The sequence below is a fragment of the Paenibacillus sp. FSL R7-0026 genome (assembly GCF_038004485.1).
GTDB lineage: Bacteria > Bacillota > Bacilli > Paenibacillales > Paenibacillaceae > Paenibacillus > Paenibacillus xylanexedens_A.
In genome coordinates, this window is record NZ_JBBORG010000001.1 from 3,456,244 (window position 1) to 3,480,507 (window position 24,264).

General features: G+C 43.5%; 14 protein-coding genes and 2 pseudogenes. 13 read left to right on the top strand and 3 right to left on the bottom strand.

What is annotated here, in order from left to right:
* Nucleotides 1–14 precede the first annotated feature (14 nt).
* Nucleotides 15–1,487 (top strand): glycoside hydrolase family 1 protein, encoded by a 1,473-nt coding sequence (locus MKY44_RS15255; protein WP_341007748.1) that lies wholly within the window; start codon nucleotides 15–17, stop codon nucleotides 1,485–1,487.
* Nucleotides 1,488–1,643: 156 nt separating this feature from the next.
* On the opposite strand, the gene MKY44_RS15260 is transcribed toward MKY44_RS15255, so the two are convergent.
* Nucleotides 1,644–3,245, bottom strand: a complete 1,602-nt coding sequence (locus MKY44_RS15260; RefSeq protein ID WP_341007749.1) for a response regulator — start codon at nucleotides 3,243–3,245, stop codon at nucleotides 1,644–1,646.
* Nucleotides 3,246–3,522: 277 nt separating this feature from the next.
* On the opposite strand from MKY44_RS15260, the gene MKY44_RS15265 reads away from it, so the two are divergent.
* The 5 genes from MKY44_RS15265 to MKY44_RS15285 all read left to right on the top strand — a co-directional run bounded on the left by MKY44_RS15265 (nucleotide 3,523) and on the right by MKY44_RS15285 (nucleotide 11,146).
* Nucleotides 3,523–5,805: a beta-glucosidase family protein gene (locus MKY44_RS15265; RefSeq protein ID WP_341007750.1), complete on the top strand. Its 2,283-nt coding sequence runs from the start codon at nucleotides 3,523–3,525 to the stop codon at nucleotides 5,803–5,805.
* A gap of 174 nt (nucleotides 5,806–5,979) precedes the next feature.
* Nucleotides 5,980–7,182, top strand: coding sequence for a sensor histidine kinase (locus MKY44_RS15270; protein ID WP_341007751.1), 1,203 nt, complete (start codon nucleotides 5,980–5,982; stop codon nucleotides 7,180–7,182).
* A gap of 16 nt (nucleotides 7,183–7,198) precedes the next feature.
* Nucleotides 7,199–7,849, top strand: a complete 651-nt coding sequence (locus MKY44_RS15275; protein WP_341007752.1) for a response regulator transcription factor — start codon at nucleotides 7,199–7,201, stop codon at nucleotides 7,847–7,849.
* Between the two features lie 203 nt (nucleotides 7,850–8,052).
* Nucleotides 8,053–10,257, top strand: coding sequence for an MMPL family transporter (locus MKY44_RS15280; protein ID WP_341007753.1), 2,205 nt, complete (start codon nucleotides 8,053–8,055; stop codon nucleotides 10,255–10,257).
* 13 nt (nucleotides 10,258–10,270) lie between these two features.
* Nucleotides 10,271–11,146, top strand: coding sequence for a DegV family protein (locus MKY44_RS15285; RefSeq protein ID WP_341007754.1), 876 nt, complete (start codon nucleotides 10,271–10,273; stop codon nucleotides 11,144–11,146).
* Here the strand turns inward: MKY44_RS15285 and MKY44_RS15290 are convergent.
* A complete protein-coding gene (locus tag MKY44_RS15290) occupies nucleotides 11,131–11,736 on the bottom strand; it encodes a TetR/AcrR family transcriptional regulator (RefSeq protein WP_341007755.1) in 606 nt (201 codons plus the stop codon). The two genes, MKY44_RS15285 and MKY44_RS15290, sit on opposite strands and share 16 nt — an antisense overlap.
* A gap of 176 nt (nucleotides 11,737–11,912) precedes the next feature.
* On the bottom strand, nucleotides 11,913–13,592 hold the full coding sequence (locus MKY44_RS15295; protein WP_341007756.1) for a sensor histidine kinase: 1,680 nt from the start codon (nucleotides 13,590–13,592) through the stop codon (nucleotides 11,913–11,915).
* A 190-nt stretch (nucleotides 13,593–13,782) separates the two neighbouring features.
* On the opposite strand from MKY44_RS15295, the gene MKY44_RS15300 reads away from it, so the two are divergent.
* The 7 genes and pseudogenes from MKY44_RS15300 (at nucleotide 13,783) to MKY44_RS15330 (ending at nucleotide 23,958) form a co-directional block, all read left to right on the top strand.
* On the top strand, nucleotides 13,783–15,426 hold the full coding sequence (locus MKY44_RS15300; protein ID WP_341007757.1) for an extracellular solute-binding protein: 1,644 nt from the start codon (nucleotides 13,783–13,785) through the stop codon (nucleotides 15,424–15,426).
* 50 nt (nucleotides 15,427–15,476) lie between these two features.
* Entirely contained in the window at nucleotides 15,477–18,320 is a 2,844-nt protein-coding gene (locus MKY44_RS15305) for an alpha-L-rhamnosidase (protein WP_341007758.1), read from the top strand.
* 574 nt (nucleotides 18,321–18,894) lie between these two features.
* A pseudogene (locus MKY44_RS31540) lies at nucleotides 18,895–19,122 on the top strand (HAMP domain-containing protein); the annotation flags it as partial.
* A 414-nt stretch (nucleotides 19,123–19,536) separates the two neighbouring features.
* A pseudogene (locus tag MKY44_RS15315) lies at nucleotides 19,537–19,942 on the top strand (methyl-accepting chemotaxis protein); the annotation flags it as partial.
* 91 nt (nucleotides 19,943–20,033) lie between these two features.
* On the top strand, nucleotides 20,034–21,260 hold the full coding sequence (locus MKY44_RS15320; protein WP_341007760.1) for a cytochrome P450 family protein: 1,227 nt from the start codon (nucleotides 20,034–20,036) through the stop codon (nucleotides 21,258–21,260).
* Between the two features lie 222 nt (nucleotides 21,261–21,482).
* Nucleotides 21,483–22,898 carry an MFS transporter gene (locus MKY44_RS15325; protein WP_341007761.1) on the top strand — a complete coding sequence of 472 codons (1,416 nt, stop codon included), beginning with the start codon at nucleotides 21,483–21,485 and terminating at the stop codon, nucleotides 22,896–22,898.
* Nucleotides 22,899–22,953: 55 nt separating this feature from the next.
* Nucleotides 22,954–23,958 carry an alpha/beta hydrolase gene (locus tag MKY44_RS15330; RefSeq protein ID WP_341007762.1) on the top strand — a complete coding sequence of 335 codons (1,005 nt, stop codon included), beginning with the start codon at nucleotides 22,954–22,956 and terminating at the stop codon, nucleotides 23,956–23,958.
* Nucleotides 23,959–24,264: the final 306 nt, after the last annotated feature.

Consider the following 24,264-nt stretch of genomic DNA (forward strand, 5'->3'; position numbering starts at 1 on the left):
AGGAGGAATAAGAAATGTTAAACGTCAAGACAACATTCCCAGAAGGATTCTTATGGGGAGGAGCAACTGCAGCGAATCAGGTTGAAGGAGCATGGGATATTGGGGGAAAAGGACTTTCGGTTGCAGATGTTTATAGTTTTGACGAGAATCTGCCCAAAGATCGATGGTCTGATCAATGGCTGATGATGACACATAATCAAGTAAAAGAAGCTCAAGATCCTTCAGTGGAAAAATTTTATCCGAAGAGACATGGGGTGGACTTTTATCATCACTATAAGGAAGATATAGCTTTATTTGCAGAAATGGGTTTTAAATGCTATCGAATGTCGATCGCATGGACTCGAATATTTCCTAATGGAGATGAGTTGGAACCCAATGAGGAAGGACTAGCATTTTATGATCGTGTATTTGATGAGCTACGAAAATACAATATTGAGCCTATCGTGACAATTTCTCATTATGAAATGCCTCTACATCTTTCGACCGAGTATGGCGGCTGGGTTAATCGTAAGTTGGTTGAATTCTATGTTCGCTATGCTAACGTAGTTGTTAATAGATACAAAGATAAAGTTAAATATTGGATGACGTTTAATGAAATTAATTCATTAAACCACCACCCATTTACGAGCTTAGGGGTCGTAGAGGAAAACCATCCTCATATTGAACAAGCAAAGTATCAAGGAGCACATCATCAATTTGTGGCGAGTGCATTGGCAACTAAAGCTTGTAAAGAAAGTAATCCTGAAGCAAAAGTAGGATGTATGATTAGTTATCAACTTCTTGTACCATATAGTTGTGATCCAGATGATGTACAAGCCACGATACAGAAACAGCGGAATGCGTTGTTTTTCAGCGATGTACAGGTAAGAGGGTACTACCCAGCATATACGGCCCGTATGCTAGCTGACAAAAACGTAGTTCTTGAAACTGAACCCGGTGATGAACAAATTATGAGAGACTACCCGGTGGATTATGTCTCATTTAGCTATTACATGTCTAGTGCAGTTAGTGCCCATCCTGAAAAGCTGGAGGGAGCAGTTGGAAATGTTCTTATTGGTGGGATCAAGAATCCTTATTTATCAGCCAGTGAATGGGGATGGCAAATAGATCCTAAAGGGTTGCGTACTGCTTTAAATCAACTTTATGATCGTTATCAAAAGCCTTTGTTCATATCCGAAAATGGCTTAGGGGCAATAGATGTAGTTCAAGAAGGAGATGTCATTGACGATGAATATCGCATTGATTATCTAAGAGAGCATATCAAACAGATTAAAGAAGCGGTTATCGACGGTGTAGATGTGTTTGGTTATACCAGTTGGGGATGCATTGACATTGTAAGTGCCAGTACAAGTCAAGTAACTAAACGCTATGGTTTTATATATGTAGATCAGGACGATATGAATAAAGGAACAAAACGCCGTGTTAAGAAAAAGTCATTCCATTGGTATCGAAATGTAATTACAACGAATGGTGAGGAATTGGAATAAATGACTAGTTTCATAAGAGATAATAAAATTTATTAGTGTTAATTTGCCGTTGATTTTATCAACGGCTCTTTACTTTCGAGCTTGATATCATTATGTGGGATCTTTCTTTGTTGATTAATGATACCGTCAATACTGATGTGTATTCTGTAATTACCTTTATCTGGTGCGGAATTCCTGCGGAGTACACCCATAGTGCTTTTTAAAGATCTTAATGAAATGCGGAGGGGCCAAAAATCCAAGTTCCTTGCTGACATCTGCAATTTTAAATTCTGTGTTCAACAGGAGATATGAAGCACGCTTCATGCGTAAATGATACAAATAATCCCCTATGGTTTCGCCAGTAACTGTTTTGTATACCTTGGAAAGATACACTGGATGAAGGCCAACATGCTCTGCGATCATCTGCAGTGAGATTCCCTCAGCAAGATGCTCCTGAATATATGTTCTGACTTTTGAAGTGATTTGCTCATGGGCATTCTTCAATTGATGAGAGGTCTTTTTCCGACGCAGAGCAATCATTTTCTCTGCCCATATATATATTCGTTGGCTGGATAGTTGGCTTTTCTTTCTGAATAGAAAATCAAACTCTTCGCCAAGAAGCTCCTCCACCGTTGCTTCTTGAGATTTGAATGATATGGAAAACGTAGAAGAAAGATAGAGCAGGACAGTAAACAATTGATCATGAGAAAGCTCTCTCTTGGCATCATTCAAAAATAATATTCTGGCAATTTTGCTGACCGCCTCGTCCCAGTTCCCCGATTCCAACAGATTTGGCAACAAAGGTGGCTCGTGCAGATTAATCAAATTTTGTTGTTCATGAGATTCGGTGTCTTTTTTGTCTAAAGTAATGAAATAACTTTTGTTTTCGCCAACATTGCGGTTGATGGCAGACACGGAGGCCATGTACAAATCTGATAATGGGTCAGGAAAGGTATGCTCTTTACTCAAACATATCGATACAGCCCCCTTCAGGAACTTTTGTACATTATTTTGAAGTCTGACCGCATAGGAATCCACCGAATCGAGTAAGTTACGGTCACTATTTTTTATCAGGAACACGAGATAACCTTGATCCGTGATGCAGTGCCATAATTTAAAAGGATTTTGAAATACCTCTTCCGTTATATTGGTGACGGCGTACTCTAACAGGGATAAAGATCGGAGATCATAACCGGAAAATTCTTCTTCCATTCGGATGACCATCATCTTGAACGGATCGGCCGACCTAAACGGGAGTTCGAGCATACCCAACCGTTCTGCAAGAATGTGATCGCTCATGGCCTTGTTCTGAAGAAGATCATTGAGAAACTGGTTCCGAAGCAAAGGCAAATTGGCGTGAAGGACATGCTGTATTTGTTGAAGAGAACTGATATTCTCCCATTCGTGCTCGATATCTTGTATCGCAGCCGTAACGGAGCGAATCAATTCACCGGTATCAATCGGCTTGAGAAGATAATTCGTTGCCTGATACTGAATTGCTTTTTGGGCATATTCAAACTCATCATGACCCGATAAAATAATACAACGTATTTTATTAGAAAACCGTCTAATCTCCAAAATCAACTCGAGACCATCCATCTCTGGCATACGAATATCCGTAATCATAATATCAATCGCGTGTCTGGATGCAATATCCAAAGCCTCAGCGGCAGAGTATGCTCTGTGTACTTCATGGATACTGTGTTCTTCCCAGGGGATGGTCAATGCCAGGCTATCAACTACTGATTTCTCGTCATCCACTATTAATAAATCGTACATATCTAGTTCCCCCTCGTAGCAAAGTTGACTGTATCACTTATTGTAGAGTGGAGGTTGACTCATTTCAATGGATGACCACTCTAATCACCTCAGATCTTAAGATAACGATATACATCTTAAGATATCCTTATCATTCAGATTGCGTTATGCAACCTTAAGAAAGAGATATTTCAATCATTTTGTCTTTCCCGTAGTATAAACATGAAAGTTTACAAGCGCGGTGGGAAACTTACAAGAAACGAGGAAACCTGCCGGGAGATGAAGGAGTGTCGAGAAGATGAGTCGTGACATCAAACAACTGGTAAAGCAATTAACCTTGATTGAAAAAGCTGAGTTATGTTCAGGAAGTACGTTCTGGACTACACAAGCCGTAGAAAGGTTAGGAATTCCCTCGATTACGATGAATGATGGCCCTCATGGGTTGCGTAAACAGGCAGGAGATTCAGATCACTTGGGTTTGAACGAGAGTGTTCCTTCAACCTGTTTTCCTTCAGCCGCCGGCCTGGCCAGTTCATGGAATCGCGACCTTGTACAACTTGTAGGGGAGACGATCGGAAAAGAAGCACAGGCAGAAAATGTTTCCATTCTTCTTGGCCCAGGGGCAAATATCAAGCGTTCCCCACTTTGCGGACGCAACTTCGAATATTTCTCAGAAGACCCCTATCTGACTGGAGAGCTGGCTGCAGCTCATATAACAGGTGTTCAGAGTCAGGGAGTCGGAACGTCTCTGAAGCACTTTGCGGTAAACAACCAGGAGCATCGCCGCATGACGACGGATGCAATTTTGGATGAACGTACATTAAGAGAAATCTATTTGACCGGATTTGAGAAAGCAGTCAAGCAATCACAGCCGTTGACGGTCATGTCTTCCTATAATAAAGTCAATGGGACATATGCTTCCCAGAATGAATACTTACTCACAACCATCCTCAAGGAAGAATGGGGACATGAAGGATTTGTTGTCACAGATTGGGCTGCAGTGAGTGAAATTGCACCAAGTATTGCAGCAGGTCTGGAGCTGGAGATGCCATCCTCCAACGGAGAAGGGCCAAAACAGATTATTGAAGCGATTAACCGCGGGGAGTTGACTGAAGAGAAATTGGACCGCGCCGTGGAGAGACTGTTAAGTGTCATTTTCAAAACAGTTGATAACAGACGTCCTGATACCTTCTATCACCAGGAACAACATCATCTGATTGCCAGAAAAGTTGCGAGTGAAACGATGGTTCTATTGAAAAATGAAAATCAAATTCTCCCGCTCAAAAAAGAAGGCAATATTGCTGTCATCGGAGAGTTGGCTGAAAAAGCCAGATATCAAGGGGGGGGCAGCTCCCATATAAGACCAACTCAGTTGGACAGTCCGTATGAACAAATGGTTGTACTAGCAGGATCTGATGCAACGCTCACATATAAGTCAGGTTACAACCTCGACTCTGATGAGAGTGCTCTGAATTTGGTAGCTGAAGCAGTTGAATCCGCAAGAGCAGCTGATGTCGCCGTGTTGTTCATCGGTCTGCCGGACCGCTACGAGTCCGAGGGGTACGATCGAGAACATATGGATATTCCGGTGAACCAGAAGGAACTTTTAACAGCCGTTGCTGCTGTCCAGCCTAACCTGGTGGTTGTGCTCAGCAATGGTTCACCCATTGTTATGCCGTGGCTTAACAATGCGAAAGCTGTACTTGAAGCATATCTTGGTGGACAAGCCGCAGGGGGAGCGATTGCTGAGCTGTTATTTGGAGAAGTAAATCCCAGTGGGAAGCTGGCAGAGACATTCCCGCAATCCTTAAAGCATAACCCTTCTTCACTGTTCTTCCCTGGGGATGGTGATCGCGTCGAATATAGAGAAGGCATCTATGTGGGTTATCGCTATTATGACCGAAAAGATATTGAACCTCTGTTTCCCTTTGGCTTTGGTTTGAGTTATACCCAATTCGAATACACAAAGCTGGACGTAAACCAGACTGAATTCAAGGATACAGATATAATCACTGTTACGGTTAACGTGAAAAACACAGGGCAACGTTCTGGTCAAGAAGTGCTACAGTTGTATGTACATGATCATCAAACAACCGTCAGCCGCCCTGAAAAAGAACTTAAAGGTTTTGCCAAGGTTTCTCTTGAGCCAGGTGAAGAGAAGACTGTTACCTTTACTTTAGATAAACGAAGCTTTGCATACTACAATGTTGACTTGAAAGATTGGCATGTGGAGAGTGGTGAGTATGACCTGCTGATCGGCTCTTCCTCTCGTCACATCATTCTGCAAAAGACCGTTCACGTAGAATCGACTTCACCTGAAATCATTCCAGTCTATGACCGTAACACAGCCCTGGGAGATCTGCTCTCTAATCCGAAAACCATGGCTGTACTGGGACAATTGCAGGGATTTGCTCCACAGGGAGCTGAAAATGCCCACTCAGATGCAGTCTCTTCAGAGATGATTCAGGCATCCATGCGTTATATGCCAATGCGGTCTTTAATTCCATTTACCGGGGGAGCACTTACTGAAGAGTCGCTAGCACAGCTCCTTGCAGGCTTGAATGCCGCTGTTCGACAGTAAAAGTAGATGAACTAAAAAGAGTAGACAAAGTGAAATCGTCCATAAGAATGACTTATGGACGATTTTCTTATACTATTATTACATAGCAAGCTAATGATGTACGAAAGGGCATGCACTAAAGTACATATAACACATGAGCAATCGTAATATAATGACTGGATGAGAGGTGATTCCATGAAAAATATGTCCACGCACCCCCGCTTCCTTCAATCAACTATGGATGAGGATTATGACAAGATCACTTCCTCACGTCTTCCCATTATCATATGGATCGTACTGGTGACCATCGTCACAGTCGCGTTACAAACCATGTCTGTCCCCCTACTGGTGCCCACCTTGTTTTTTATAATGATTATGGTCATTCACATGTATCTATACTGGCGTGTGAACGATGTTATCAACCGTTCCACAGCACTGTATCTGATTATCCAGGGAGGCCTTATTTTTGGAAGCTCGATGATCATGCCCGATGGGCTTCCCGTCATACTAATTGGCCTAATTCCAGTATTAATAGGACAAAGCGTGGCCATTTTTTTTGAAACCAAAAAAGTGGTTTTTGTATCTTTTGTTCTTTATAGCTTTTTTTGCCTCGTTACTTTGTGGACAAAGGGCGTAGAAGAACTTATATTGTTCATCCCGTTGATTATGCTCATGATTATCCTTGTTATGGCTTATGCACTCCTTTACTACCGTCAGGTTAACGCAAGGGTTCGTACACAGACATTTCTGCGAGATCTGGAACTGACGCATCAGAAGGTAGAAGAACTGACGCTGGCCAACGAGCGTCAACGAATGGCGAGAGATCTGCATGACACATTGGCTCAGGGGCAAGCCGGTCTCATCATGCAACTGGAAGCGGTAAACGCATACCTCAGCCGAGGGAGCATTGAAAAAGCTCATGAGATTGTTCTGTCATCCATGGCTCAGGCGAGACAGACATTGGGCGATGCGAGAAAAGCGATTGACGATCTAAGAACCAGAGCTACACCCGCTGTCAACTTTAACGAAGCGATCCATGATCAGCTGCAACGCTTCAGGCTAGCGACAGGAGTCGATGTCAAGTTGGAATTTAACATAAAATCTGTTCTGTCCGGAGCTAAAATGGAGCATGTATTGCATATGTTGAGTGAAACACTGACCAACGTGGCACGTCATGCGCAGGCCAGTAGTGTATCCGTAAACATTTGGGATAATCAGCAACAATTCCATATGGTCATTAAGGATAATGGGAGAGGCTTTAACATTGGGAAAATCGGAACGAAGACCGGACATTATGGTCTGATCGGCATTCATGAACGGGCTCGGCTGATAGGCGGGCAAATTCACATTGAGAGCAACAATGAAGGTACCACCATAGAGCTCTCTGTACCTGTATAATGAAGGAGGAAAAATAATGAAGCACAAAGTTTTGATTGTAGATGATCATTGGGTTGTACGTGAAGGCATGAAATTAATTCTGGGGACCGATGACAACTACGATGTTGTCGGAGAAGCGGAGGAAGGAAACGCAGCGTTGGAACAGATGGAAGCGTTGAAGCCAGACGTCATTCTGATGGATCTGAATATGCCCGGAGGATTGAGTGGACTGGATACATTGAAGATGATGAACGAAAAACAGATTCAGATCCCCGTTATTATTTTGACCACTTACAATGAGGACGAGCTTATGATCAACGGGCTGGGACTGGGAGCCAAAGGATATCTGCTGAAGGATACAAGCAGAGAGAACCTGTTCCGCACTCTGGAGTCCGCTCTGCGTGGGGAGACACTGCTGCAGCCTGAAATAACCGCCAGAGTATTTGCATATCGGGACAAGCCTGTGGTTGAACTAAAACCGAAAAACGCACTATCGTTGACCGAGAAGGAATTAATCATTCTACGGGCAGTGGCCCGGGGGCTTCGCACCAAAGAGATTGCTTTTGATATGGGAATGGCAGAACGAACCGTCAAAGCTCAGTTGACCAATATATATAACAAACTGGGTGTAGATTCCCGCTTGGAAGCCGTTGCCGTATCCGTCGAAAGAGGTATATTACATTTATAATAACACGAATTATTGGCAAATTAATATCCATATCAATGGTCAGCGAGTACTAAAACTGCCCATTGGTGCTTCCCAAACGTACATCAAGGGCATGCCCTTATGTACGTTTTTTCTTGTTTAAATTCAGATATGATGAATTCATGAGGTTGTCCAACATCAAGATGGCCCAGATCAGCAGCAACGAAGGGAGACGTCAAAAAAATATGGCAAAATTATTATTTCGACTCGGTGAGTGGTCGGTAAGAAAAAGGAAAATGGTGATCGCAGGAGGATTGATGCTTCTACTGCTTGTGGCCGCCTTGGGTCTTGGGTTGGGAACATCCTTTACAGGAGAAATGACCATTCCGGGAACCAAATCGGAACAGGCTGGAATAATATTGAATGAAGAGTTTCCATCTTCCGGTGATGGTGGACAGATCCGGTTAGTGTTCAAGTCTGAAAAGGGAACACTGGAATCGGATTCGAACAAGAATTTAATAGCAAAAGCATTAAAAGAGGTTCAATCGGATTCATCGGTCACATCTATCGTCAGTCCTTATGACGCTGGTACGCTTAGCGCAGACAAAAAGATTGGCTTTGCTGATGTTACATACAGTCAGCCTGCCAGTGAAGTGACTGAGACTTCTAAGGAACATGTTCTTGATGTAGTCAAATCCCTAAATGATCGTGGTATGCAGACGGAACTTGCAGGGAGTGTAGCCTTCTCGGAGCTTGAAATTGGAGTGACCTCTGAAATTATCGGGGTTCTGATTGCCTTTTTGATCCTGGCTTTCACATTCACATCGTTTCTCGCAGCAGGGTTACCGATCCTGACCGCAGTTGTCGGACTTGGTATAGGAATGATGATTATCGTCATTGGCTCAAATGTAGTTTCTATGGCTTCATTCTCCATTACACTGGCTGTTATGCTGGGCTTGGCTGTAGGGATCGACTATGCTCTGTTCATCATGTCGAGGTATCGTCAACAACTGACAGCAGGATATGAGCGAAACACAGCAATTGCCCAAGCCAATGCAACAGCAGGTAGCTCAGTTGTCTTTGCAGGAATAACCGTTATTATCGCCCTGGTTGGTCTGTCGGTCGTACAGATTCCATTTATAACCATGATGGGATTGGCGGCAGCGGTAAGTGTATTCGTAGCAGTCTTAATCGCAGTCATTTTTGTTCCTGCCGTATTGGCAGTTGCAGGAGATCGGATTAGTCCGGCACGGGAGAACAAATGGTTGCGGAAAATGTCTGGTCGCAAAAAAACAGAGGGAACAGAGAATCGTTGGGGCATGATTGTAACACGAAAACCTTGGCTCACTACCATCCTGTGCATCGTTTTATTGACGGTTTGTACTATTCCGTTCCTGCATATGCAACTCGGCCTGCCGGATAGCGGTTTAAAATCCACGGATACAACAGAACGTCGAGGGTATGACCTGCTTGCAGAAGGCTTTGGAGAAGGATTCAATGGTCAGCTGGTTGTTGTTGCAAAAACAGCAAACCTGGAAGATCCCCAAGCAGAAATTGCCAAAGCAACTTCATATATTAAGGATCTGCCTGATGTGGCTAGTGTTAATCCATTAATTCCAAGTCCTTCTGGGAAGGCCGCAATCATTACGGTGTTACCCGAGACGGGTCCTCATGATATCAAAACGACCGAATTGGTTCAATCCATTCGTGAGGAAGCAGAACAGGTTATGAAAGATAACAATGTCGAGATTATGGTTACAGGTGGAACGGCAGTCAATATTGATATCTCGGAGAAACTCGACGAAGCATTGCCGAAATTTGCGATACTGATTGTGGGTCTCGCCTTCGTGTTACTCATGCTGGTTTTCCGATCCATTCTGGTTCCAATCAAAGCCGTACTTGGATTCCTGTTCACCCTTGGATCAACCCTGGGCGTCATCGTTTTGGTCATTCAAGATGGATATCTAGCAAACTTCTTTGGCATTCCCGAACCAGGGCCGGTACTGAGCTTCCTGCCAATTTTGGTTACAGGTATTCTCTTCGGACTTGCTATGGACTACGAGGTGTTTTTGGTAAGTCGGATGAGAGAGGATTACAATCATACTGGAGATGCAGTGAAATCAATACGAAGTGGTATTACTCACAGTGGTCCTGTTGTAACTGCCGCAGGGTTGATTATGATCGCCGTCTTTGCGAGCTTTATCTTTGCCGGAGATGCCATGATCAAATCCATGGGACTAGCACTAGCCTTTGGTATTTTGGTAGATGCATTCATCGTTCGGATGACACTTGTCCCGGCGGTAATGACCCTATTAGGGCGAAGCGCCTGGTATTTGCCGAAGTGGCTAGACCGAATTCTTCCTAATATCGATGTTGAGGGAGAGTCCATAATGAAAGAAAAAGAAGCACCCAAGAGTTCACATGTGATGAGTAAAGAGAGATCAGGTTAGGGGGGAGGAGTAGATGTCGAAAGTACGCATTTTTGCAGATAGTATCTCGGATGTCCCACAGGATTGGATTGACCAATATAATATTGAAATTGTACCTTTATATATTGTTTTTCAGGAAAAGTCCTACGTTGACCGATTAGAAATCAATGCAAAAGACATGTACAACTTGGTTGAGATATACGACCAATTGCCAAAGACAGCTGCACCTCCGCCTGCAGATTTCATTCAAGCGTTCCGTCCGGTTATTGAAAGTGGAGAGGATATACTGTTTATCAGTATGTCCTCTCATCTATCATCGACGTATCAGAACGCCTTGGCGGCGGCGAGAGAGTTCCCCGCAGGGCGGATAACAGTTGTAGATTCGCTGAATGTAACGGCAGGAACAGCCATGAGTGTACTCTTGGCTTCGCAAATGGCTTCGGATGGAAAAAGTGCCCTCGCGATCGCCGAAAGGCTTGAGAAAGTAAGGCATGAAATCCAGTTAAATATACTCGTTGACAATCTCGATTATCTTCGTAAAGGGGGGAGAGTCAGCAGCATTCAAAACATGATCGGAAGTATACTCCGAATTCGTCCCGTTTTATATGTGAGCCACGGAAAGGTGCTTTCCGGTGTAAAGTACAGGGGAAGCAAGGAGAGAATTGTAAAAAAACTTTTACAAGATATCTTGAGCCATATTCATCGTATTGATCACGACCAGATTATTATTGTCCAGACACTGGAAGAGGAAACTGCGGAGTGGATGCGCAACTTGATCCTGGAAGAGACCTCTATTCGCAATGTACACATCATCGAAGGCGGCTGTTCGATATGCTCTCACAGTGGTCCTCATAGTCTGGCAATCAGTTTTATCCTGAAGTCGGGCCCGCTTGTTCAGGCTCTCAAATGATCAAGGAACAGTTTTTTTAGGATATTGAACTGCTGCACTTCATTTACTTGGGTCTGGAATGCATCAATACCGTTCAACATCGCCATCTTTTTGGAAAAGTTTCCAAACACATTAATCATGGTAATAATGGTTTCACGAGTATTGCCATCCGTCCGCAAGGACCCGTCCTGTTCACCAAGTTCCGCAAGCTCGGTAAACAGCGTAATCAGTTTATTATAATTGGCCTGATAGATTTCCATATCGTCCAGAGGAAGCTTCGACATGGAGACGTAACATTCGAATGCCTCAATTAATTTCGAGTTCCGTTGATGTTCCGCCTGTTGGAAGAAAATAAGTGTATCAAAGATTCTTTCCAGCTTGTCATAACAGGTTCCTTGATCGTGTAGAATGCCCTCGAACACTTCGATCTCGGATTGAACAATTTCGGAAGCGACCGCAACAATTAACTGTTCTTTTTTGGGGAAATAACGGAATATGGTAGCGACGCCCAAGCTCGCCTCAGCGGCGATCTCCTGCATCGTTGCTTGTTCGAAACCTTTATTGAAAAAAACGATTTGAGCTGCTTCAATAATACTTGTGCGCCGCTTCAACTTTAGATCGCTGCGCTCGTTTTCAAGCCTTTGCCGGGGTTCTATTGGAAAAACCTCCTTGTTCGATTTAACTCAGACTATGCTAACAAACATGACACTTTTCTGTCAATTAAAAATCAATAATGCCTCATACATCAAAATTCAAGTGATGTATGAGGCATTTTGTATAGACTTTATTATTCAAGTTCTCGATCATTTGTAGGAAGTGACCAGTGAATTCTCACCCGCATACCGCCGAGTGGACTTTGATCAAATTGGATACCTGAATGAACAGGGTCATGAATACGCAGACGTTCAGTGATGTTCCACAGGGCACAACCTATGGTATCTACAGGAGGTTCGGCAAGTCTAACCATAAGGGAGTTGATCTCGTCAAGTGTCATCCCTTTTCCATCATCTTCAACAGTAAGAAGGATACCTCGTTCGGTCCGTTCTACCTTAATCTGTATATAACCTGAATCACGCTTCATTTCAATTCCGTGGATAATACTGTTTTCCACCAGAGGCTGGACAAGCAGCTTTGGAATTGGAATAGAACTGAGATCATCGGGCAGTTCGATATGATAGGAGAGTCGCTCCATACGCAGACATTGAATTTCAAGATAATTCCGGACGATACCCAGTTCTTTTTCCAAACGGGTCATCGGTTCATTCAGGCGGGTTGTATATCTGAAATACTCCGCAAGATTCTGGGTCATGGCCGTAACAGCTTCCTCGTTGCCAAGTCGCGTCATGTTATTGATGAAAAACAGGCAATTATAAAGAAAATGCGGATTGATTTGAGCCTGCAACTGCTTGAGCACAGCTTCTCGTGCTATGATTTGTTCCTTATATACTTTCTCGATCAAGTCTTCGATCTGTTCAGCCATGTCATTGAACTGTCCATACAAATAATCAAATTCATTGCCGCTCTGCCTCTTAATACGATAAGAGAAATCCGCGTGCTTGAGAAGTCGAACCCCTTTCAGAAGAACCAGTATAGGAATCTGAACTTTACGAAAGAGGACAACGATAATCGTCAACCCTGCCATAAACAGCATAACGCAGGCGGAGTAGAACCAGATTTGGCTGGTTTTAATGGGTTGCAACACCTTATCCAGAGGCATAAAGTCAATAAGATACCATTCAAGTTGTTGCGAATACACATAGTTGACGATATAGTCAGAACCATTAACGGAGACTGTCTCGGTACCGGAAGCAGGCTTAAGATTAGTGACGACTTGGTCTAAAATAAGGGAGGTCAAGGGATTCGCGTTTTTGCGAGTAATGGATCCCTGATTCGGATGATAGAATACGGCCTCATTCTCTCCCTGATGCGAGTTTTCTACAAGTTCCTCCAGATTGTTACGAGGGAACTCCATTCGCATAATTAGCTCAGAATTCGTCTTGTATTTATAAAATACCCCTGTAACCGGATCGATTTTCCATCCTGACTCCGGTGGATCATTCTCAGGAGACTGCACCTGAATTTCCGAAGATACAATCCATTGATTGAGGAGGACGGAGTAGATAGATATTTTGTTACTCCATCCTTCCGAAAGACTTTGAAGTTTCACTCGGGCCTCAACATTCTGAATGAGCTGAACTTGCTCAAATGCACTCATGACGTCGATCGATTGAAGGAGAGCAATCGTATTATCCGTTTCCAATGTGATGGCAAGCATATTTAACCGATCTATGTTCTGGTCGAGTGTATTTACTACAAATTGAACCCGATTAAGGTTGTTGGCCTCAATATCTTTTTGGACCGTATCCAAGCTGGACTGGACAGAGAAGGTGTACATGATTAATACTGCTGCAAGCATAATCAAAGTAATTGCCACCATGTTCAGGAATGTTCTGTACTTCTGCTTCACACCGCTATTCCCCCTGCCAATGATGTAAATATATCTCATTGTAGGGCGACCAAAGGAGAAACACAAGTGAAACAAAGAGTAATAGAAGCGTAAGTTAAGATTGAATTATGGAATGTTGAAATAGCGTTATTTCGATCCCATAGTTGTCACGATATGATTAAGATGAAATAGATGAAGGAGAATTTTAAATATGAGCTGGAGGAAAAAATCCCTGCTTCTGTCCGTCCTTTGTTTGGCTCTATTGACGGCATGTGATGAAACAACTCCTCAACAGGAATCTGTTAAACATGAAGTCGTCCTAACCACCGTGAAGATGGATGAACCAACCACCGTATACAAAAACGGCGAAACGGCGTCCGATAACGTACATATACGTTGGGCCAAGAAGACATTGGGGGTGGATATTCGCACACAATGGAGTGCTCCGGTGGAGGATTACGATATGAAGCTTAGATTAATGTTGTCTTCCGATGCCCCACTTCCTGATGTATTTTCATCTAAAGTCATGGATACGACGAATCAGTTCCTGACTTCAGGAAAGGTATTGGATGCGGGAGAAGCCTTTGATCAATACGCCTCTCCCACCTGGAAAGCGGCTATGGCTGAAGTTCCTGAAGCCTGGCAACCGTTCACTGAAAATGGAAAAAGAATGGCGATCCCCATTATTACTGAACAAGCTTCACAAGCTGTACTATGGATCCGTAAAGATTGGCTGGATAAACTGGGACTTGAAGCCCCGCGTAATCTGGATGAACTCGAACAAATCATGAAAGCCTTTACTTATGATGATCCGGATGGGAATGGGATAAAAGATACCTACGGTATTGATTTTGCCATCAAGGATCAGTATCTGGCTTCCCCAACAGGAGATATCTCATGGGTATTCGGGGCTTATGGAGCCCTTCCTGAAATATGGGGAAAAGACGAAAAGGGACAGTTGATGTACGGCAGCATTCAACCGGAGATCAAAAAAGCACTGTTGAGACTGAAAACATGGCAAAGCAAAGGTTATATGGGAAACAACGTTGCATTACAAGATTTCAGCCAAGTTAACGAAAACGTAATTTCCGGCAAGGTAGGAATTGTTGCAGGACCACGATGGTTTGCTGACTATCCGGTGAAACAGCTCAAAGCCAGAGATTCTCAGGCAGAATTTATTCCTTATCCGATACCGTCGGGTCCGGATGGTACAGCTGGAAGACTGGCGGGCAATTCTTACAGTGCTGCTCTTCTCATTAGTAAAGACATTTCTGAAGAAGCGCTACAGGCCTTTTTTAAATACCAGAACTATTTATATGAAGCTACTGCAACTGATAATCCGTTCTATCTTAGTGGCTATCAAAACGGATATGACTATGTTCTGGAACAGGATGGATCTGTTAACAGTGAGCGCAGCACAATTCCGGGAGGAAAAGTAAACACCTCCAAATATACATTGTTTAGCCAATATGCAAGCTACCCCTCAAGATTTAAAACCGCCATTCTAAAATTAGGCAAGGGTGACCAACTGAATTCTTATGATCGAGCCATCTTTTTCAGTATGGGGATCGATCCGAACAACCCGGATGAGTTACCGGTTACACAAGCTAACGTTATTGAGACAGCTCAGGAAAAAATAGACCAACGAAACCTGTTTCAAGGACCGGCGACGAAAATAATGCGATCAAGGAACACCTATCTGCAAAAGATGGAGTTGGATACCTTTAATTCTATTATTTATGGCGAGCAGCCTATAGAGGCTTTTGATGATTTTGTTAAGAAGTGGCTCAAATCCGGCGGAAAACAAATGACGGACGAAGTGAACGAGTGGTACAGGTCAATCCAATCTCAATAATTCAGAACAAAGTTGTGAGAACGTATTCAACGATAATGGAGGGTAAAGTTATGAAAATCACAAACTTAAAAACAAATCATGTATCCAATCCGTTGGGATTCCTAATAGAATATCCAAGCTTGTCTTATGTTGTCACGGAGACTACGGCTACTAAACAAATTGCTACACAAATAGAAATAGCGCTGGATGAAGCCTTCATTAACATCGTTTTTGATAGTGGTAAAAAAGAGGATATTGATTCGCTCGCATATATACCCTCACTGACGTTAGCTCCAAGGACCCGATATTACTGGAGAGTTCGGGTATGGAACGAACGTGGTGAAGATGTAATCAGTGAGACGGCCTGGTTTGAAACCGCAAAGCAGGAAGAGGCGTGGTCAGCTCAGTGGATTACCCCTGAATTGGACAGTTCAATCCATCCTGTCTTGAAAAGAAGTTTCGAAATTGCGGGTTCAGTGGAAAAAGCCCGTGCATACGTATGTGGTCTGGGTATTTACGAGATGACGCTTAATGGCTCCAAGGTTGGAGATGAATATTTGGCTCCCAATTATAATGCCTATCACAAGTGGTTGCAATATCAGACATACGATATTACAGATATGCTGCAGCTAGGTACAAACACGGTTGATGTAGGCCTCGGAAACGGTTGGTACAAAGGTCGCTTTGGCTTTGAAGGGGATACAACAGGGGAGCTGTATGGAGACCATTTTGCACTACTCTCCGAAATCATTATTACCTATACAGATGGTACCGAAGTCTTATTTAAAACAGATACGTCCTGGCGCGCTACCCGCTCCCAGGTGTTGGATAGTAACATCTATGATGGAGAAATCTATGATGCTACTCTGGATGTTTCTGAGGAATATCCTGTAAAGGAAACCTATCTCGGCTATGAGCGTCTGATGGCTAGAAAGAGTCTCCCCGTTGTGATCAAGGAAACAATAAAACCGATCGAGCTACTGACCACCCCAGCTGGGGAAACCGTCATTGATATGGGACAAAACATGGTCGGCTGGCTGCAATTTCGCACTCAGGCACCGCGTGGATCAGTCATTCATTTTCAATATGGCGAAATACTCCAGGATGGTAATTTCTATCGGGAGAATCTCAGATCGGCTAAGGCAGAATACATGTATACATCAGATGGCAATGAGACCATCGTTCGGCCCTACTTTACGTTCTACGGCTTCAGATATATCAAAGTAGAGGGGTGGGTTGGTGATCTGGATCTGAACGATTTCACAGGATGTGTTGTTTACTCGGACATGGACCGCATCGGATATATAGAGACAAGCCATTCTGGAATCAACCGTCTATTTGAGAATGCACTATGGGGTCAAAAAGGAAATTTCCTGGATACGCCTACGGATTGTCCGCAACGGGATGAACGAATGGGCTGGACAGGAGATGCACAGGTCTTCTCAGGTACGGCTAATTTCAACATGGATACTTACGCATTCTTCAATAAATACGGCTATGATCTATGGATGGAGCAAGAAGATCGTGACGGTATGGTCCCTATGGTTATTCCAGTTGGAAGAGTGCAAGGCGGTGGATCTAGCGCCTGGGGCGATGCAGCCACCATTATTCCTTGGAACAGTTACGTTCACTCTGGAGACAAGGGGATTCTTGAGCAACAGTTCGACAGTATGAAAGCTTGGGTGGACTTCATCAAACGTACGGATGATGAATCAGGCGGCAAACGATTATGGACAGTAGGTTTCCATTTTGGTGACTGGCTTGCACTGGATGGGGATAATCCGGAGTCTCCAATGGGCGGAACGGATAATTATTTTGTGGCTTCAGCGTATTACGCTTATTCAGCAGATATTGTAGCCAAGGCAGCCAAAGTTCTGGGACGTGGAGACATCGCGGAGACCTATACACAACTGGCACTAGAGGTTAAAACAGCGATTAAGGATGAATTCTTTACCAGCAATGGACGTCTCGCTGTGGATACCCAGACTGCATATGCTGTTGCACTATTTATGAATCTGGTGCCTGAACAATACACACGACGGATCGAGGAAGACATCCGTATGCGTCTGCGCAAGGATCAGAACCACCTGCGAACAGGTTTTGTCGGAACACCCTATCTGAACCGGGTTCTGTCAGAGCATGGAAGTAACGACATTGCATACACACTCCTTCTTAATGATGATTACCCGAGCTGGCTGTATGCGGTCAAAATGGGGGCTACAACGATCTGGGAGCGCTGGAACTCTATTCTTCCGGATGGGAAAATCAGCGGAGACGGCATGAACTCTCTTAATCATTATGCTTATGGAGCAGTTGCGGAATGGATGTATCGGAATATGGCAGGAATCAACCCCGTCGAGGACAAGCCGGGATTCCGTCACGCATTATTGGCACCTCTGCCTGATTTCAGAATCCAATGGGTAAAAGCTCATGTAGATACGGCAGCAGGGCGATACAAGAGTGAATGGCGATTCGACGAGCAAGGTCATCTGTTCTTCAGCTTCTCTATACCGTTCAATGCAACAGCTACGATAAAACTGCCACATGCCCAGATGGAGAATGTGACCCTGAATGGTACTTTACTTACCGATTCCGGATTACCTGTCACGCACGAAGAAGAGAATACCGTAATTGAGGTGAGTAGTGGTACGTATGAAATAAGCTATGTTCCATTGAAAGCATACAAGAAAATTCTTAGCACCCACACTCCACTCAATGACTTGCTTCGTAATGAGGGAGGCCGTGAAGCACTAAGCGAATTCTCACCAGTCTTTGCTACATTAAATCCTGAAACAATTGGTCCAATGGGAGAAGCAAGCATTCGTGAATTAGCCAGTTATCCATCCTTCAGCGCTCCTGAAGAACAGTTGGATGAACTTGATCGCAAGTTGGCGACTATTCAGCTTGACCAGTGAGTGTAAAGCGATTGGATGAATCATATTATGATTCAATAATTTCAGTGTGAAAAATGAAATGCACATAGGGGTAGCCTTATGTGCATTTTCGAATTGAACCAGTACTTATGCCAAAGGTGGATTGTTAATGAACATTCGGATAAAAAGCTTACTCTCTTTCGGAGTCGTTATTTTTCTTTTTGTACTTACTGTCTCTTATCAGAATTACAATATGAAAATGCAAAGCTCCAAATTAAAAGAGTTGAATCAGTTGAAGCTCCAATCTGCATTAACTGCTCAAGAGCTCTTACAAACGTTGACGGATTATCAAATTCAGATCATGCTCCCGGCAACGGGTTATGCCACCAGTTCTTCTATTGAACCCACGGTGAAAATGATACTTGAGAATTTCAACGTTCTGTTGAATAGATACGCTACTTTGAATCCTCACTCATTGGATCAAATTTCACAGATCAAGACAGCTTATGACGCATTCATTAATAAAGGAGATACTAGTAGTGGTGAAAGACTGAGTGAACTCATGCTTGATCTTAAACAGAACCACGTTCGCCAAATCAATAACAACGTAGAAGCAATGATCTCTGAAAATGAGACAAGGTATAATCAATCGTTTTATTTCCAGATAGGCGTGGTCATTGCCGTTATTATACTATCACTACTTTTTGCCAGATCACTCACTCGTCCGATCCAGCAACTGGTTACGGGTGCAACAACGATTTCTCAGGGAGATCTAAGCCAGCCTATGAAATTGAAGTCAAGAGATGAGATGGGCAAGCTGGCCTCCATATTTGAAACGATGCGATCAGGACTTTCCCAATTCATTCACTCTGCCCAAAGTACTGCAGATATGGTCACCCATTCCAGTCAAAGTTTATCGGATCATATGGGTAAATCAACGTTTTCAATAGAGAAAATGAAGGAATCCGCCAGAAGAGTGTCAGTGGGGACGCAGCATCAGTTACAATCTGCAGAAGAAACAGCCCTCGATATGGAAGAAGTGACCAAAGGCATTACCGTGATCACAGACTCTAATATGCATGCTGCTGATCAAGCCATAGTAACTGAACGGGAAGCCCGGCAAGGAAAAGTATTTTTGAAAGAAGTCGATTTACATATTCGCTCTTTCAGTCAGACTATGGTGAACGTCACCTCATCCGTACAGACTCTGGAAAAACATTCAGTAACCATTCATCAAATGGTCGGACTTATACAAAGCGTAGCCAAACAAACAAATAAACCTCCTGGCCCTGAACGCCAGCATAGAAGCTGCCCGATCCGGTGAACAGGGACGAGGATTCGCTGTGGTTGCAGAGGAAATACGAACACTCGCTGATCAGACTCAACATTCATTGAATCATATCACACTTGCGACAAAAACAATGGCGGATCAAATGCAGGAAGTATCTTCGGCATCAGAGCAGATATCGGCAGGCTGTGAGCAGGTGAATGCATCTGTTACAGAGCTTGAGGATATTGCCAAAATGGCATATACGGAGAGTCGGGGGATGGTAAGCATTGTTGATGAACAGATACAAATTGTACAACAGGTTACAGACTCGACTACTTCGATGTATGAAGTGACGCTGGATTTAAACAAGCGTATTTCAGAGTATAAAGTGTAGTCAACTAGCAAAATTTGAAAGTCGTATTACGTAATGATAGAATTAATATTGTATTGATATTAAAGCTATCATATATTCGGGAGGCGTTGTAATGTTTACCAATGAGAACAAGAGCCATTCCAAGTCGAAAGTTGATTTTCTGGATAAATCGTTTATCCAGAATCCCTTTCCAGTCTACGAGAAGCTACGCACGGAAGATCCAGTGCACCGATTTCCTTTGCCCAGTGGTCACTTTGCATGGATGATTTCTGGTTATGAAGATGCGGTTGCGATTCTTCAGGATAAACGCTTTGTGACGAACTCTCCGTTCATGGAAAATGCTGAGGGCTCCGCTCCACCACATCAAGAGATTATTTCTCGTAATTTGCTTAGTGTGAATCCGGAGGATCACCGTCGGCTCCGGAGATTGATACAGAAAGCTTTTACTCCCCGTATGATTGAGCGCCTCCGCGGTAGAATTGTAGAAATAAGCGATGAATTGCTTGATAAGGTGCTGGCGAGTGGAAAAAGGGACATGGATCTGATCGAAGATTATGCTTTTCCCCTTCCGATCATGGTTATATGTGAAATGCTGGGGGTTCCTCTACAGGATCAGGACAAGTTCCAGGAGTGGTCCAATACCATCATGGAGGGATTCAACAATCCAGAAATGAAAGAGAAGAGCGATGAGGTCATGAAGGCATTTGTAGACTATCTGCATGTGTTGATCACAGAAAGACGCCAACATCTTCAGGAAGACCTGATTAGCGACCTCATCAGCGTCGAAGAGGAGGGAGATGTTCTTTCGGAGCAGGAACTATATGCTCTTGTCTTCGTTCTAATCATTGCAGGCCATGAAACAACAGTGAATCTGATCGGGAACGGTATGCTAGCGTTGCTGGATAACCCGGAACAGAAGCAATTGCTGCTGAATGATCCTGAATTGATTCATCCAGCCCTGGAGGAGATCCTTCGGTATAACGGACCGGCTGAAGTGAGCAACATACGCTGGGCCAATGAAGATGTAGAGTACGGGGGAAAACATATTCGACAAGGGGATATGCTCTTTGTTTCGTTCTCGTCTGCAAATCGTGATCATCAGCAATTCCCCGAACCGGATACATTTGATATTACACGCAAGGTGAATAATCATATTGCCTTTGGAAAGGGCATTCATTTCTGTCTTGGAGCACCCTTAGCCAGACTTGAAGGGGAGATTGCTATTAATGCGCTACTGTGCAAAATGCCTGACATTCGTTTGAACACAACAGAGGAATCCTTGGAATGGCGTCCAGGCATGATTATTCGCGGATTAAAAGATTTCCCGGTTTCGTTCTGATTTATATTAAATGAGAAACTTACTTATTCATATTGAATGAAGAGAAGCCACAATTATCGTGGCTTCTTTTTTTATAAGGTACTCACCTCGGATAATGTATTTGGATTACGTTATTTCACCTTAACAACGCGTTATATCCGTATTCCTGTATGGCTCTTACAATAAAAGTATGAAAGCGAATTCAGTACGTATCCATCAAGAGTATATCGGAGGGGAAAAGTTATGGGAATTGCAGTAAATGACCAACACGTCACATCCCACAAAGACACACCTCATCAACCTGAACGTGAAATCCCGACTAAAAGACTGATCGGAGATTCCATGGGACAGTTTGGACTGAATATTTCAAGCGGGTTGCTGGGACTAATTACGTATTATTACACGGATGTCGTGGGAGTATCGGCAGCAATTGTCGGAACCGTACTATTGGTTACCAAACTACTTGATGCATTTGCAGATGTAGGTATGGGCGTGCTCGTAGACCGGACTAAATCCAAGTATGGGCAAGCACGTCCGTGGTTACTCTGGATGAGCATTCCGATGTTTATATCGCTTTTACTGGTATTTTCAGTTCCGGATATTAGCGCCACAGGTAAAATTGTATATGCCATTATAACCAATTTGGTATTTTACATTTTGGTGTATACACCTACATTCATACCATACTCAAGTTTGATGGCCCTGACTACACGCAACACCTATGAAAGATCTTTAATGGGAATTATCAGATCAAGTAGCGGTTATTTAGCAGGAATGGTGGTGGCCATTGCTTTTCTTCCTATTGTAAACGCTATGGGTGGTGGCAGAAGGGAATGGACTATATTAGCCGGGATCTTCGCATTCGTGGCTGCGGTAGGAATACTCATCGCCTTTTTCTCCAACAAGGAGAAATATAACAATGTACAATTGGATGAGCTTGGCGGTTTTCAAGAGAAAATTCCACTAGTCCAAGGATTGAGAATGCTAATCTCCAATAAATACTGGCTTTTGATGTTCATTGTTGGTGCCTTTTCTAATATTTTGTTCGCTTTAGGTGTTGCTGCAGGAACCTATTACGCCAAGTACATCTGGGGAGATGTGAATCTGATTGCCATTATGGGAGGCATAGGTCTCATTCCGGTCGTGATCGGTTTTAGCTTATCCGGACCCTTTATCAAAAAGTTTGGCAAACGCAACACAGCTCTTGGTGGGGTCATCATTGGTTTGATTGGAGCAACGGCCAGATTGATTGCACCCGAGAGTATTATGCTAGGACTTGTGTGTTCGATATTCCAAACCCTTGGTACAATTCCTCTCATGGCAGTTGGAGGAGCACTCATCACGGATACGATTGAATACGGAGAATGGAAATTCCATAAAAGAATGGTTGGATTAACGAATAGTGTTAATGCCTTTGGCAACAAGGTGGGTACTGCTTTAGGAGCAGCAATGATTGGATGGTTGCTAGCCTTAGGTGGTTACGTGGAGCAGGCGAGCGAGCAAGGGGCAGCTGCCAAACAAGCTATTATTGCCTTAAACATATATGTACCTATTGCGGTAATGGTCGTAATTGCAATCTGTCTGTTCTTCTACAAACTGGATAAAGAATTCCCTAAAGTCCTCAAAGATCTTGAAGAAAGAAGATCCGCCAAAATTTGAATTGAGAACGCTTCAATATGCTACAAATAAAATATAGGAGGAGATAGGAGGATATATGAAGTTAACAACTTTTGATCTCACCAATACGAACGTTAGTCTAGCAGCTTATGTATTGGATTCTTCACTAGAAATGCCTAACATGGGTAATCGACCTGCTGTTCTCATTTTACCTGGTGGGGCATACAGAGCATGCTCAGAGCGGGAGGCAGAACCGATAGGGATGGCTTTTCTAGCGGAGGGGTACCAGGCTTTTACTTTACAATATTCGATTAATCAGAACGCTGTATTTCCGAAACCTTTGAATGATGCAGAAGAAGCACTGGAATTAATTCGGGAGAATAGTTCGAAGTGGGGGATTGATCCAGAAAAAATAGCTGTATGCGGCTTCTCGGCTGGTGGACACCTAGCGGCAGCGTTAGGAACCATGGGGAAGATTAGGCCCAATGCCATGATTCTTGGTTATCCATGCATCGTGGAATCGATGAGCCGTATTTTCCCTGCTCCGGTACCAGGCGTAGATAAGGCTGTAAATGCGTTAACACCGCCAACGTTCATATTTCACACGTACGAGGATCGGTTGGTACCCGTTAGTAACGCTTTAACCTTTGCAGAAGCCCTTAACCATGCAGAGGTCCCGTTCGAGATGCATATCTTTACCAAAGGCGTACATGGCTTATCGCTCGCAAGACCTCATACTTCAGGAGGGTTACACAGCATGGTCGAACCGGCCGTTGCACAGTGGTTTCGTCTTTGTATAAGCTGGCTTAGTGGCATATTTGGTGAGTTCGCCTCGGAGCGAGAGACCATTCTGGATGATTCTATTGATCAATACAGTTTGGACGTACAACTGGGCGTTCTATGGAAAAATGAAACCTGCAAACAGGTCATTTTAGCCGCAATACCTGTTCTTGGGGAATCACCGAATCAAGAAGCAATGGAAGTTCCTCTCCGAACCATTCTTGAATTTGGAGGAGATCTCTTGTCAGAGAGCGCAGCGAACCGGTTGGATCTTCAATTGCGACTTGTTCCCGTCACTTCCAAAAATCCACGAAGTACTTAAATGTGAATTGCATGTTTCGACAATAAATGATATCTTAATAACCAAAATGATAGCAATGCTATCATTTAATATTTTACACACATTATGTATCGGAGGATGAAGAATAATGGCCTACAATGAAAATATTAAAATCGGGGATTTACTGAACAATGAGGAAGCGGTAGTAGTTCTCACTAAACATTTACCCGAGTTTGTTAACGCTCCCACATTTAAAATGGCTTCCAATTTCACACTAAATCAGTTGGTAGCGGTTCCTCAAGTGGATATTCCTGAAGCTACATTGATAGCGTTAAAGAATGATTTGGC